The 12,831-nt window shown below is 74.3% G+C and carries 9 protein-coding genes; 6 read left to right on the forward strand and 3 right to left on the reverse strand.

What is annotated here, in order from left to right; genetic code table 11:
* The first annotated feature begins 159 nt into the window (after positions 1–159).
* From CTE05_RS08060 to CTE05_RS08075, 4 genes are read left to right on the forward strand one after another with little or no spacing between them, the layout of a single operon-like run.
* Positions 160–3,456: an FtsX-like permease family protein gene (locus CTE05_RS08060; protein WP_146845608.1), complete on the forward strand. Its 3,297-nt coding sequence runs from the start codon at positions 160–162 to the stop codon at positions 3,454–3,456.
* Entirely contained in the window at positions 3,453–6,239 is a 2,787-nt protein-coding gene (locus CTE05_RS08065; RefSeq protein ID WP_146845609.1) for an FtsX-like permease family protein, read from the forward strand. Before CTE05_RS08060 ends, CTE05_RS08065 begins: the two co-directional genes overlap by 4 nt.
* Before the next feature lie 22 nt (positions 6,240–6,261).
* Complete coding sequence (locus CTE05_RS08070; RefSeq protein WP_146845610.1) at positions 6,262–7,314, forward strand: ABC transporter ATP-binding protein; 1,053 nt, start codon at positions 6,262–6,264, stop codon at positions 7,312–7,314.
* The gene (locus tag CTE05_RS08075; RefSeq protein WP_146845611.1) at positions 7,311–8,033 is read left to right on the forward strand and encodes an ABC transporter ATP-binding protein; all 723 of its coding nucleotides are present in this window, start codon (positions 7,311–7,313) and stop codon (positions 8,031–8,033) included. The genes CTE05_RS08070 and CTE05_RS08075 overlap by 4 nt, the downstream gene beginning before the upstream one ends.
* A gap of 6 nt (positions 8,034–8,039) precedes the next feature.
* On the opposite strand, the gene CTE05_RS08080 is transcribed toward CTE05_RS08075, so the two are convergent.
* Positions 8,040–8,684, reverse strand: a complete 645-nt coding sequence (locus CTE05_RS08080; protein WP_146845612.1) for a class I SAM-dependent methyltransferase — start codon at positions 8,682–8,684, stop codon at positions 8,040–8,042.
* A 58-nt stretch (positions 8,685–8,742) separates the two neighbouring features.
* Between CTE05_RS08080 and CTE05_RS08085 the strand changes: the two genes are divergently transcribed.
* A complete protein-coding gene (locus tag CTE05_RS08085; RefSeq protein ID WP_146845613.1) occupies positions 8,743–9,237 on the forward strand; it encodes a MarR family winged helix-turn-helix transcriptional regulator in 495 nt (164 codons plus the stop codon).
* 69 nt (positions 9,238–9,306) lie between these two features.
* Here CTE05_RS08085 and phoH2 read toward each other — a convergent pair whose 3' ends face one another.
* Together phoH2 and CTE05_RS08095 are read right to left on the reverse strand one after the other, a co-directional pair.
* Entirely contained in the window at positions 9,307–10,674 is a 1,368-nt protein-coding gene (gene phoH2, locus CTE05_RS08090) for an RNA 5'-3' helicase PhoH2 (protein WP_146845614.1), read from the reverse strand.
* Positions 10,675–11,071: 397 nt separating this feature from the next.
* Positions 11,072–11,833: an isoprenyl transferase gene (locus tag CTE05_RS08095; RefSeq protein ID WP_146845615.1), complete on the reverse strand. Its 762-nt coding sequence runs from the start codon at positions 11,831–11,833 to the stop codon at positions 11,072–11,074.
* Between the two features lie 262 nt (positions 11,834–12,095).
* Here CTE05_RS08095 and trhA point away from each other — a divergent pair, with 262 nt between their 5' ends.
* Complete coding sequence (trhA, locus tag CTE05_RS08100; protein ID WP_146845616.1) at positions 12,096–12,830, forward strand: PAQR family membrane homeostasis protein TrhA; 735 nt, start codon at positions 12,096–12,098, stop codon at positions 12,828–12,830.
* Position 12,831: the final 1 nt, after the last annotated feature.

A 12,831-nucleotide genomic window follows, 5' to 3' on the forward strand; every position in this document is an offset into this window, starting at 1 on the left:
ACGACGAAGGCCCCGGGTTCGCCGCCCGGGGCCTTCGTTCGTATCGGTTCGATCACAACTGCGGGATCGCTCCCACACTTCCTGTCTGCTCCTTTACGATCGCCGGACCGCGCAGCGTCGTCCCCTGTCTCCGCTGCGCCCACGGGACGAGGAGGTCGGATGGGCTGGAGCCTGCGCGTGCTGCGGCACCGTGCCGCCGCCCAGGGGACCCTCCTGGCCACGGTCGTCGCCGTCGCCCTCGTCGGCGCCAGCCTGCTCGGCACGTTCGCGCTCCTGCTGTTCACCAGCGAGACCCGCGCGATGGACGCCGCCCTGACGCGGGCACCGGCCGCAGGCACCGACCTCGACATCGAGCTGGGGCTCCAGAACGGCACCCCGGCCGATGCCGTCGCGGCCGGCGAGGCCTTCTTCGACGAGCTCCTGGGCGACCTCACGTCGACGCGGTCCCAGTGGCTCACGTCGCCGCTGTACCGGCTGCTCTCCGAGGGCGACACCGTGGGCACCCCCATGGCCTACCTGGCCACCAACCCCGAGATCCCGGACCACGCCACGCTCGTGGCCGGCGGCTGGCCGACCGCCGGGGTCGTCGACGGCCGGGTCCAGGTCGCCGTGCCCAAGATCGCGGCCGAGGAGTACGGGTGGACGGTCGGCACCGAGCTCCCGCTGCGGGACCTGGCCACCTACAAGCAGGGGGCGTCCGCCGTCGTCGTCGGCATCCACGAGCTCGGCAAGCCGCGCAGCCTGTGGACGCGTGACCTCCTGCAGGGCGCCCAGCACGACCCCCGGTACCCGGTGCCCGGCTCGTTCGGCTTCGTCGCCACCGACGCCTGGGGCCCGTTCGTCGTCGCACCCGAGGCGCTGACCGCCCCCGGCTCGGTGGCCACGGTCCGGATGGTCGCGTCGCCGCAGCTCGCGGACAGCCCGGCCGGCGCCGTCGACGCCGTGCGCGCGCGCCTCGACGACGCCCAGGCCACCCTCGTCGCCGCGACCGACCTCGACGTGGTCACGGCACTGTTCCGGTCGCGCCTCGCCACCACGATCGACGTGGCCCAGGGCAACCTGGCGGTCACACGGGTCAGCCTCGTCATCATCGGGCTCATGCTCGTGGTGCTCGCGGTCACGGTCCTGCTGCTGGCCGCCCGCCTGCTCGCCGACCGTCGCGCCCCGGAGCAGACCCTCATGTCGTCCCGCGGGGCGTCCGGCCGGCAGCTGCTCGGGCTCGCGGCGCTCGAGGCGGCGTGCGTCGCGCTCGTCACGACCCTGGTCTCCCCGTGGCTCGCCGTGTGGCTGTTCCAGGCGATCACCTCCGTCGGCCCTCTCGCGGAGGCGGGGCTGAACCACGACCCGGGCCGCCCCCCGTCGCTGTGGATCACCTGCGTCGTCTCGTCGTTCGTCCTCGCGGGCGTGCTTCTCGGGCCCCTGCTGCGGCGCCGGGGAAGCGTCGTCGACGCCGAGCAGCAGCTCGTGCGCCAGGACCGGCGCGGCGGGATCGCCCGGTCCGGCGCGGACCTCGCCCTCCTCGTGCTGGCCGGTCTCGCCGTCTGGCAGCTCCGGGCCTACAAGTCGCCCGTCGCCGGGGACGGCTCGGAGCGTCTGGACCCGCTCCTCGTGGCGGCCCCAGCGCTGCTGCTGCTCGCCGGCGCCGTGCTCGCGCTGCGCCTGCTGCCCCTGGTCGCGCACGTCGGCGAGCGGCTGGCCACCCGCAGCCGGTCGCTCATCTCCCCGCTCGCCGCGTGGGAGGTCGGTCGCCGACCCGGCCGGGCGGCCGGGGCCGTCCTGCTGCTCACCCTGGCTCTGGCGGTCGGCTCGTTCTCGCAGTCCTTCCTCGACACGTGGCGGACCTCGCAGGCCGACCAGGTGGACCTCGTCGTGGGGACCGACCTGCGGCTCGACCGGGTGGGGGGCTCGGGCATCGCGCAGGCGACGGCCGTCGAGAGCCTGCCCGACGTGCAGGCGACCAGCCCGGTGACGTTCCGGTCGGTGACCGTGGGCGACCCCGCCGACACCCCCGGTGAGAGCCGAGGACGCTCGGTCAACCTCCTCGCGCTCGACACGACGCAGGCCGACGCCCTCCTGCGCGGCCGGATGACCCCGTCCTGGGGCGCCATCGCGGAGCCCCTGCAGCCCGCCGCGCCCGCGACCGGCATCGCGCTCCCGGGCGCTCCTACGGCCCTCCTCCTCGACGTCGAGAGCTCCCTGTCCCCGGCCGTCCCGAGCACGCTGCTGATCAGCGTCGTCCTCGAGGACCCGCTCGGGACGCGCAGCCCGGTGGAGCTCGCGCCGATCCCCGCGGTCGGCGTCGCGGACGACGTCACCGTCCCGCTGCCGGACACCGCCAGCGGTCTGCGCCTCGTCGGGATCGTCGCGCAGCTCCTGCCCGGCGACGCCGACCCGGAGAGCGTGATCGGGGACGGCCTGGCCGACGTCCGACTCGACGTGAGCGTGCGGGACCTGCGCGCCGTCGAGCGTCCAGCCGGGGCCACCACCGACACCGTGACGCCCGTCGTGCTCACCGCGGCGCCGTGGACCGTCCAGGGCGCGCTCCAGGAGGACGGCACGCGGCCGCTGCTGGCGGTCCGTACCGAGGCCGAGGTCCTGCGCATCACCGGCGCGATCGACCCGTTCGTGATCCTCTTCGGGCACTCCGGGTTCGCCGCGGCGACGTTCGAGGCGCCCGGCCCGATCCCGGTCGTCGTGACCGACACGCTGGCTGCCTCTTTCGCGGTACAGGCCGGCGACGAGCTCGTGCTCGACCTCGACGGGGTCCGCATGCCGGTGGTCATGGAGCGGGAGGTCGCCTACCTGCCCGGACTGCCCACGGGCGCGGCCCTGCTGGTCGACCGGGACCTGCTGACGCGCGCCTCCCTGCTGGGGTCGTCCACCAGCCAGCTGCTCGACGAGTGGTGGTTCCAGGTCCCCGACGCGAGCGCGCCCGGGGCCGTCCAGCACGCCCAGCAGGAGGACCTCGGCGTCGCCGTCGACCGGGTCACCGCCCGCGAGGTCGCCATCGACGGCCCCCTGCGCGTCGGCGTGCAGGCCGCACTGTGGATCGTGACCGCCGCCGCGGTGGCGCTCGCGGTCGCGGGCTTCGCGATGAGCGCCACGGTGGCCGTGCGGACCCGTCGCCTCGAGCTGGCGCGGCTGCAGGCCCTCGGTGCTCCGCGGTCCGGCCTGGTCCGCTCCGTGCTGGTCGAGCACGGGATCCTCGGCGTGCTGGGCCTGCTCGCCGGGCTCACGCTCGGCGCCGTGCTCGGCCAGGTGGTGGCCCCGCTGGTGACCGTGTCCGCCGAGGGCGGCCGGCCCATCCCGTCGGTGGTCGTGCAGTGGCCGTGGCTCTCGCAGGCGACGCTCGTCGTCGTGCTCGTCGTGCTCGTCGGCGGCGCCGTCGCGCTGACGACCAACGCCCTGCTGAAGCGCGCGTCCGGCGAGCTCCTGCGGCTGGGGGACGAGCGATGACGATGACGACGCTGCGCACGCGGACCGCGTCGGGCTGGCGCGCGACCACGGGAGACGCGGTCCTCGTCGCGCGCCGACGCAGCCGCCAGGACGCCGGCCTGCTGGTCCTGGCAGCCGTCGTGCTCGCCGTCACGGTCCTCATCGCCCTCGCCGTCCCCCGGATCGTGCTGCGCACCGCCGACGCGGGCGTCCAGGGCGCCGTCCGGGACGCCGGACCGGCAGCCGACGTCGTCGCCGTGCTGGGCGGACCGGGCGTCGGCGCCGTCGACGCCGCGGGGCGCCCCGCACGCGTCGACAACGCGTCGACCCTGGTCGCGAACGCGGCGAGGGACATGGCGACCTCGCTCCCGGAGCCCGTGCAGGCCGTGACGGCGCCCGTCGTCACCTCGGTCCAGGGCGCTCCGCTCACCGCGCGGCTGGGCGACGAGTTCGTCGGCACGAGGATCGTGCACCTCGGCACGCCCACCTCCGACGATCCGATCGTCCGGTGGGTCACGGGGATCGAGCCCCGCATGACGCCCGTGCTCCCGGCCGGGTCGACGGAGCCGCGCGCGGTCGAGGTGGGGGTGTCCACCGCCGCGGCGGAGCAGCTCGGGATCCAGGTCGGCACCCGGCTGCCGCTGACCGGTCCCACCCGTGGCGACGCCGTGGCCGTCGTGACCGGCCTGTACGAGCCCGTCGACCCGATGTCGCCCGTGTGGTCCTCGTTCGCCGACCTGCGCGAACCGCAGCCGGCGCCCGCGGTGGCAGCCCTCGTCGGCCGGGCGGGCCTGCTCACCTCGGACGCGTCCCTGGCCGACGCGCTGCAGGTCTCGACCTCGGTCAGCATGACCTTCCGGTTCCCGGTCGTCGCGACCGACCTGCGCGCGACCGACACCCGCGCGGTCGCGCAGGCCGTCACGCAGGTCATCGCGCTGCCCGGTCCGCTGACCGGGTCGGACGGGCGGACACCGTCGGTCGGCAGCGACCTGGACACGGTGCTGCGCGCCGCCGACGCGCGCCTGCTCGCGGGCACGGCGCAGACGTCGGTGCTCCTCGTGGGCCTCGCGGCCGTCGGCGCGCTCACGCTCGTCCTCGCCGCGCGCCTGCTGGTGGTCCGCCGCGAGACCTTCCTGCTCGCGGAGCGCGCCCGCGGGGCGTCCGTCGCGTCGGTCGGTCTGCGCGCCCTGGTGGAGAGCGTCCCGATCGTCGCCCTGGCGACCGTCGTGGGTGCCGCCGGGGCGTGGCTGATCGTGCCGGACCCCCGAGGGACGTGGGCCGTGGCCGCGGCGATCGTGCTGGTCGCCGCGACGGCGCCCGCGATCGCCGCGGCGGTCGTCGTGGCCGGCGCCTGGACCGGGCGTCGCCTGCCCGCGAACCGCGCGGACCGCGAGCGCGTGCTCGGACGCCGCCGCGTCCGCCGCCTGACGGCCGAGCTGGCCCTGGTCGCGATCGCCGCGGCGGCGCTGGTCTCGGCGCGGGGGCGCGGGCTCGTGCAGACCGCCACCGGCGGCGTCGACCTGCTCCTGGCAGCCACCCCCGTCCTCCTGGCCGGCGCCGCGACCGTGCTCCTGGCGCGCGTCCTCCCCCCGCTGCTGCGCGGCCTGTCCGGCCTCGCGGCGCGCCAGCGCTCGCTCGTGCCCGTCGTCGCCACGGCGCGGGCGGGTCGCACCGCCGGGACGCGGGTCCCGCTGCTCACCCTGACCATCGCCATCGCCCTCGTGGTCTTCTGCGGCACCACCGCCGTCACGGTCGCCTCGGGGCAGGTCACCGCCGCCGAGATCGTGGTCGGCGCGGAGGTCCGCATCGACGGAGAGCTCGACCCGGCCGTCGTCGCAGGGCTGCGCGACGCACCCGGGGTCACGGCGGTCGCCGGCGCGACCGTCCTGAGCGAGCGCACGTTCGGCCGGTCCAGCGGGGTCAAGGCGCAGGTCATGCTCGTGGACTCCGCCGACCTGGCCCAGATCCTCACCGCCCACGACCGCGCGGTGGACCCGGGGCTGACGTCGCTCGGGTCCGCGCAGGACGACAGCGTTCCCGCGCTCATCTCGCCGTCTCTGCGCAGCACGGCGGAGCTCATCGCCCCGGCCGTCATGGGCGCGGAGGACTTCGTCCCTCTCTCGGTCATCGGGTCCGCGGACAACCCGCCCGTCCTGCCCACGCGGTCGTCGACGCTGTCCACGGCGAAGGGTGTCGTGGTCGTCGACCGCGAGGTCTTCGCGTCGGTGTCCGGCGACGAGATGCCCGCGACCACCACCTGGGTGGACGGTCCCGGAGCCGTGGCGGCGGTGCGTGACGCGGGGGTGGCCGAGTCCCCCGGGACCACCGTGACCGAGCGCGCCGACTGGCTGAGCACGTGGCGGGCGTCGCCCCTCAACGCGGGCCTGCTCGCGCTCCTCGTCGCGACGGGCATCGTCCTCGCCGGCTACGCGGCGCTCGGGCTGGTGCTCACGGTCGTGGCGACGAGCCGCGAGCGCGGTCGCACGCTGTCCGCGCTGCGCACGCTCGGGCTCGACGCGCGGACCGCACGGGCGATGACGTTCGGCGAGCTGGCCCCGCTGGCGCTCGCCGCGGTGCTGGCAGGGACGACCATCGGGATCGCGGTCCCCTGGGTGCTCATGGGAGCGCTGGGGCTGGACCTGCTCACGGGTCACCCGGCGGCGACGTCGCTGGAGGTCACCTGGGTCCCGATCGTCGGGGCGACCGCCGTGGTCCTGGGCGCGCTCGCGGTCGCGGTGTGGGTCGAGTCGGCGGTCCGGCGGCGGGACCGGCTCGGCGACGTCCTGCGGGTGGGCGAGCGATGAGCACGACGACAAGGAGGCACGGATGAACGCGGTGCAGACGGTCGAGGAGCCGACGCTGGACACGCTCGAGGCGCGCGCCCGGAGGCGGACCGGGGACTTCGGCGAGCACGCGCTCATCGTGTGCGACTCCCTGGTGCGCATCTACCAGTCCGAGGGCGTCGAGGTGCAGGCGCTGCAGGGCCTGGACCTGCTGGTCGAGGACGGCGAGCTCGTCGCGATCGTGGGTGCCTCCGGTTCGGGCAAGTCGACGCTGCTGTCGGTGCTGTCCGGGCTGGACGTCCCGACCGCCGGCAAGGTCCGCGTCGGCCCGTGGGACCTCATGGCGATGTCGAGCAGGCAGCGGGTGGAGTACCGGCGCTCCATGGTCGGGTTCGTCTGGCAGCAGACCGCCCGCAACGTGGTGCCGTACCTGAGCGGGACCGAGAACGTCGCGTTCCCGCTCGCGCTCGCCGGGGTGGGGCGCAAGACGCGCGACCGACGGGCTGCCGAGCTGTTGGACGTGCTCGGCGTCGGGTACTGCGCCGACCGCCGCCCCGGGCAGATGTCGGGCGGAGAGCAGCAGCGCGTCGCCATCGCGGTCGCGCTCGCCAACTCCCCCCAGGTCCTCTTCGCCGACGAGCCCACCGGTGAGCTCGACTCCGCGACGTCGCACGACGTCCTGGAGGGCCTGCGGACCGTCAACCGGGAGCTCGGCACCACGGTCGTGGTCGTGACGCACGACCCGGGCGTCAGCGAGCACGTGCAGCGCACGGTCGCCATCCGCGACGGCCGCACGAGCTCGGAGACCGTCCGGCGCACGCACACCCGCGACGACGGCACCGAGCACGTGGTCGCCGAGGAGCTGGCGGTGCTCGACCGTGCGGGTCGGGTGCAGCTGCCGCGCGAGTACCGGGACGCCCTGAACCTCGTGGGCCGCGTCCGGCTGGCGCTCGAGGAGTCGCACGTCTCGCTGTGGCCGGACCGGCCGATGCCGGCGCGGGCCCCTGGCCGACCTGCGGGCCGGCACTCCGCGACACCCACCGGGGCGGTCCCCGTCGTCCCCGCACCACCCGCCGACGAGGAGGCAGACCGGTGACCACCGCCCTCACCACCCCCGCTCCGTCGTCGTCCGCGAGCACGGAGCCGGTGGTCCGTGTCGAGAACGTCAGCCGGACCTACGGCACGGGCTCGGCCGCCGTGCACGCCCTGCAGGACGTGTCTTTCACGATCGCGCCCGGTGAGCTGGTCGCGCTCGTGGGGCGCTCCGGATCGGGCAAGACGACGCTGCTCAACGTGATCGGCGGGCTGGACAGGCCCGACGGCGGCCGCGTGGTCGTCGACGGGCGCGAGGTCTCGTCGCTCGACGAGCGCGGCCTGGTCGAGCTGCGTCGGGACGTGGTGTCGTTCGTGTTCCAGACGTTCGGCCTCGTGCCCGTCCTGTCGGCAGCGGAGAACGTCGGTGTGCCCCTGCGGCTGCGCAAGCTGCCGACCGCCGACCGTGAGGCACGCGTGCAGCTGCTGCTCGACCTGGTCGGCCTCGGCCCGCACGCGCTCCAGCGTCCCGGTGAGCTGTCCGGCGGTCAGCAGCAGCGCGTCGCCATCGCCCGCTCGCTGGCCAACTCGCCGCGCCTCCTGGTGGCGGACGAGCCGACCGGCCAGCTGGACACCGAGACCGGCACCGCGGTGATGGCCCTGATCCGGGCCGTCGTCGAGGCCGAGGGGATGACGGCGATCGTGTCCACCCACGACCCGCTCATGGTGTCGCTGGCCGACCGCGTCCTGCGCATCGCCGACGGGAAGCTCGTCGCGGGCTGACGAGCCTCAGGCGGGGCGCAGCACCAGGCGACCGATGGGGTTCAGCCACGACGTCCGGGCGAGCCGTCGCTCGCGCACGACCGACGTCCCGGTGCCGAGCGACGCGGCCACGGCCCCCTCCTGCGGGAGGGCCCACCGAACGTCGTAGACCCACGCCTGCCCGCCGGGTCGCAGCACGCGTCGCACCTCCCGCAGGCCGGCGTCCACGTCCGCCCAGTGGTGCTGGCTGAGGGTGGACACGACGACGTCGAAGGTGGCGTCGGGCCAGGGCAGCGCCGCGACGTCAGCGACCGTGAAGGTGACGCCCGGGGTCGCCGTCTGCTGCGCCCAGGCGATCATCTCCGGCGCGACGTCGATCGCGTCGACCTGGAGCCCGGGGGCGGCCTCAGCGATACGACGCGGCATCGTCCCGGGGCCGGTGCCGACGTCGAGCACGCGCGCTCCCTCGGGGAGCCCGAGCGCCGTGACGTCGCGGGCGACGCGACGGTAGAGCCGCGCGGCGAGGCGCCCGGAGAGACGTTCGTACCGCTCCGGGTCGTCCATCGGCCCCATGCCGTGGCCGTGCGTGGTGAGGCGTGTGAACAGCCGCCCGTGCCGGTGCTGGTGGCCGCCCTGCTGATGGTCGCCGTGGTGGTGATCGATGTCGGTCATCGAGGTTCTCCCCTACAGTTGTACGTCACAACTCTCACGACGACAGTAGGGGAAACAGTTGCAGAGCACAACCTTCCCTCGGGACGATCTGCGCCGGTTCATCCAGCAGATCGTGCGCTCGAGCGGCTTCCTCGAGTCGGTCCAGCGGCCGCACGAGCACGCCGGCATCCGGCTGTCCGTGTCGGAGACCTTCGCGCTCGGCGAGCTGGTCGAGGCGGGAGCCCTCTCCCAGCAGGAGCTCGCAGCACGGCTCGGGCTGGAGAAGAGCACGGTCAGCCGTCTCGCCGCGGGCATGGTGGACCGCGGCTGGCTGAGCCGCGAGCGCGACCCCGACGACCGTCGCCTGTACCGGCTGCAGCTGACCGCCGCGGGCCAGGACGTCGCCGACCGGGTGGGGACCGAGCTGAGCGAGCACCACGGCCGCCTGCTCGCCCGGCTGAGCCCCGACGAGCGGCACGCGCTCGGCGTCGGGCTCGGTGCGCTGGTCCGTGAGCTCGACGCCGGGCACGGTGGGTACGGCGGGCACGACCACCACGACGGCACCGACCACTGACCGGACCTGCGTCCGGGAACGGCAGGACGCCCGGGCTCCGCTGCGGGTGCCCGGGCGTCCTGCGTCGTCTCAGACCTCGATGCTCTCCAGCAGCTCGGTCACCAGGGCGGCGACCGGCGACCGCTCCGAGCGCGTCAGCGTGATGTGCGCGAACAGGGGGTGCCCCTTGAGCGCCTCGATCACGGCGGCGACCCCGTCGTGCCGGCCCACCCGCAGGTTGTCGCGCTGGGCCACGTCGTGGGTGAGGACGACGCGCGAGCTCTGCCCGATCCGGGACAGCACGGTCAGCAGCACGTTGCGCTCGAGGGACTGGGCCTCGTCGACGATCACGAACGCGTCGTGCAGCGAGCGCCCGCGGATGTGGGTGAGCGGCAGGACCTCGAGGATGTCGCGGTCCATGATCTCCTCGACGACCTCCTTGGACACCAGCGCCCCGAGGGTGTCGAAGACGGCCTGCGCCCAGGGGTTCATCTTCTCGTCGGCGCTGCCGGGCAGGTACCCGAGGTCCTGACCGCCCACCGCGTACAGCGGCCGGAACACCATGACCTTGCGGTGCTGCCGACGCTCCAGCACCGCCTCCAGCCCGGCGCACAGCGCGAGCGCCGACTTGCCGGTCCCCGCCCGCCCACCGAGCGAGACGATGCCGATCTCCTCGTCGAGCAGGAGGTCGATCGCGATCCGCTGCTCCGCGCTGCGCCCGTGCAGCCCGAACACGTCCTGGTCGCCGCGGACGAGCTGCACGTGCTTGTCGGCGGTGACCCGGCCGAGAGCCGAGCCGCGCGGGCTGTGGAGCACCACGCCGGTGTGGCAGAGCATGTCGTTGGGGTTCTGGCTCCCCCCGCCGAAACCGGTCGCGACGTCCGCCAGCGGGACCGACTCGTGCTCCCAGAGCGCCGCCATCTGCTGCTCGGCCAGGTCCAGGGCATCCATCCCCGTCCACCCCGAGTCCACGGCGAGCTCCGCGCGGTACTCCTCCGCCGTCAGGCCCACGGCCGACGCCTTGACCCGCATCGGCAGGTCCTTCGAGACGACGACGACGTCCCGTCCCTCGGCCGCGAGGTTGGCCGCGACCGCGAGGATCCGGCTGTCGTTGTCACCCAGACGGACCCCGTCGGGCAGGGCGCTGGGGTCCGTGTGGTTCAGCTCGACCCGCAGGGTGCCGCCGTCGTCCCCGAGGGGGATCGGGGTGTCGAGGCGGCCGTGCTCGATGCGCAGGTCGTCGAGCATCCGCAGGGCAGACCGGGCGAAGTAGCCGAGCTCGGCGTGGTGCCGCTTGGCCTCGAGCTCCGTGATGACGACGACGGGGAGGACCACGTCGTGCTCCGCGAACCGCAGGATCGCCCGCGGGTCCGAGAGGAGCACCGACGTGTCGAGCACGTGGGTCTTGCGGCCTACGGCCACGTCCAGCTGGGGGTCGAGCTGCGCCTTGCTGACCACGGCAGGCTCCCTCTGGCGCTACGTGCGCCGAGACGGGCACCGGACACCGGCGTCCTGCCAGAGCAGGACCACGCACCGACGTACGGCGACGGGACGGGGGCGGTCGGCCCCTCCGGGAACAGAGGGCCGGATCCGGCCCTCCTCCCGGAGCGGATGCTCCATGGGCTGGCCTCCCGGGGACGGCGGTCGCTGTCCTCTACGGCGGAACATAAGCCCGGCGCTGCCGACCTCCGGCACGACACGCGAAGTGGTTACACGCTGTTCACCTGAGCGGGTTCCGCAGTTCCACCGGACCCTGGCACCCGTGCGGCGCGGACCCGCAGGTGGGAGCCGTCGAGCGGACCGGACGGGCGTCCAGCCGGAGGCGAGCGCTCCGTAACATTTCGCCCGGGCCGCCTCAGCGACCGCCGCGCCGCTCCCGCGCGGCGTACGCGCGGACGGCGCGCAGGAAGTCCACCCGCCGGAAGTCGGGCCAGTACGCCTCGCAGAAGTAGAACTCGGAGTGCGCGCTCTGCCAGAGCAGGAACCCGCCGAGGCGCTGCTCCCCCGACGTGCGGATGACGAGCTCGGGGTCCGGCTGCCCCTTCGTGTAGAGGTGCTCGGCGATGTGCTCGACGTCGAACGCCTCCGCCAGCTCGTCGAGGCTCGACCCGGCGTCGGCGTGCTCGCGCAGGAACGACTTCACGGCGTCAGCGATCTCCTTGCGCCCGCCGTAGCCGACCGCGACGTTCACGTGCAGCCCGGAGACACGTGAGGTGGCGTCCTGTGCGGCGACGAGGGCCTTGACGGTCTGGTCGGGCAGGAGCTCGAGCGCCCCGACGGCCTGGATCCGCCACCGACCCGTGGCCGCGAGCGCCGCCACGGCGTCCTCGATGATCCGCAGCAGCGGCTCGAGCTCGTCGGCACTTCGGGCGAGGTTGTCGGTGGACAGCATCCAGAGCGTGACGACCTCGACCCCGACGTCCTCGCTCCACTCGAGCAGGTCGGCGATCTTGTCCGCACCCGCCTGGTGCCCGTGCCGGGTGGACTCCCCCACGCTGCGTGCCCATCGACGGTTGCCGTCGAGGATGACACCGACGTGGCGGGGCAGTCCGTCCTTCGGGAGCGACGCCGCCAGCCGGCGCTCGTACAGCCCGTAGAGCGGGTGGGGCAGACGCACGCGCACTCCTTCGGTCCAGGCGACGGGAACCCGCTCACCGTACTCGCCGGGCGCGCTCGGCGGACCCGGTCTCCCCGCCCGTGGGACGTCGGTGCACCGGACCTTCACAGTCCCGCCCCGATGCCGGCGCGGGGTAGTTTCGAGGGTGCCGTCGACGACGTGCGTCGACCGCGTCACATCGCCCGCGGCGTGGTCGACACGCTACCTACGGTGTCGTAACCTACGGTGTCGTAGGTTTCCCCTGACGAATCGAGTCCGGTCCATGAGCTCCTCCCCCGCGTCCGCCCCCGGACAGCCGGGCGCACCGGCCGCGGCGTCGCCCGAGGTCGAGCAGGAGGGGCTGGTCGAGCGGGTCGCGGAGAGCGTCAAGCCGCACCTGCGGGGCTGGATCCACGCGGGCGTGACACCGGTCGTCCTCGTCGCGTCGATCGTCCTGGTCGTCCTGTCACCGACGCCGGTCGCCAAGTGGTCCACCGCCGTCTTCGGCCTCACCGCCGTCATGCTCTTCGGCACCAGTGCCGTCTACCACCGGGGCCACTGGTCGCCCAAGGTCGCCGGGGTCCTGCGCCGGCTCGACCACACCAACATCTTCCTCATCATCGCCGGCACCTACACGCCGCTGACGCTGCTGCTGCTGCCCGCCGACACCGCTCGCACGCTGCTCATCGTCGTCTGGTCGGGTGCGCTCGTCGGCCTCCTCGCGCGCGTGTTCTGGCTCGGCGCGCCCCGCTGGGTCTACGTGCCCGTGTACGTGGCGCTGGGCTGGGTCGCGGTCTGGTTCTTCCCCGAGTTCTACCGGTCCGGCGGGCTGGCGATCGTCCTGCTCATCGCCGGCGGTGGCCTCGCCTACACGCTCGGCGCGGTCGTGTACGGCACGAAGTGGCCCAACCCGAGCCCGCGCTGGTTCGGGTTCCACGAGATCTTCCACGTGCTGACCGTGGTCGGGTACGGGTGCCACTACGTCGCGGTGTCGATGGCGTCGTACGGGTCGGCCTGAC

Source organism: Cellulomonas terrae (genome assembly GCF_007990265.1).
Taxonomy (GTDB): Bacteria; Actinomycetota; Actinomycetes; order Actinomycetales; family Cellulomonadaceae; genus Cellulomonas; species Cellulomonas terrae.

Coding starts and splice junctions, on each gene's coding strand:
- CTE05_RS08060 (WP_146845608.1), top strand. CDS start 160: ATGGGCTGGAGCCTGCGCGTGCTGCGGCACCGTGCCGCCGCCCAGGGG.
- CTE05_RS08065 (WP_146845609.1), top strand. CDS start 3,453: ATGACGATGACGACGCTGCGCACGCGGACCGCGTCGGGCTGGCGCGCG.
- CTE05_RS08070 (WP_146845610.1), top strand. CDS start 6,262: ATGAACGCGGTGCAGACGGTCGAGGAGCCGACGCTGGACACGCTCGAG.
- CTE05_RS08080 (WP_146845612.1), bottom strand. CDS start 8,684: ATGACCGACATCGATCACCACCACGGCGACCATCAGCAGGGCGGCCAC.
- trhA (WP_146845616.1), top strand. CDS start 12,096: ATGAGCTCCTCCCCCGCGTCCGCCCCCGGACAGCCGGGCGCACCGGCC.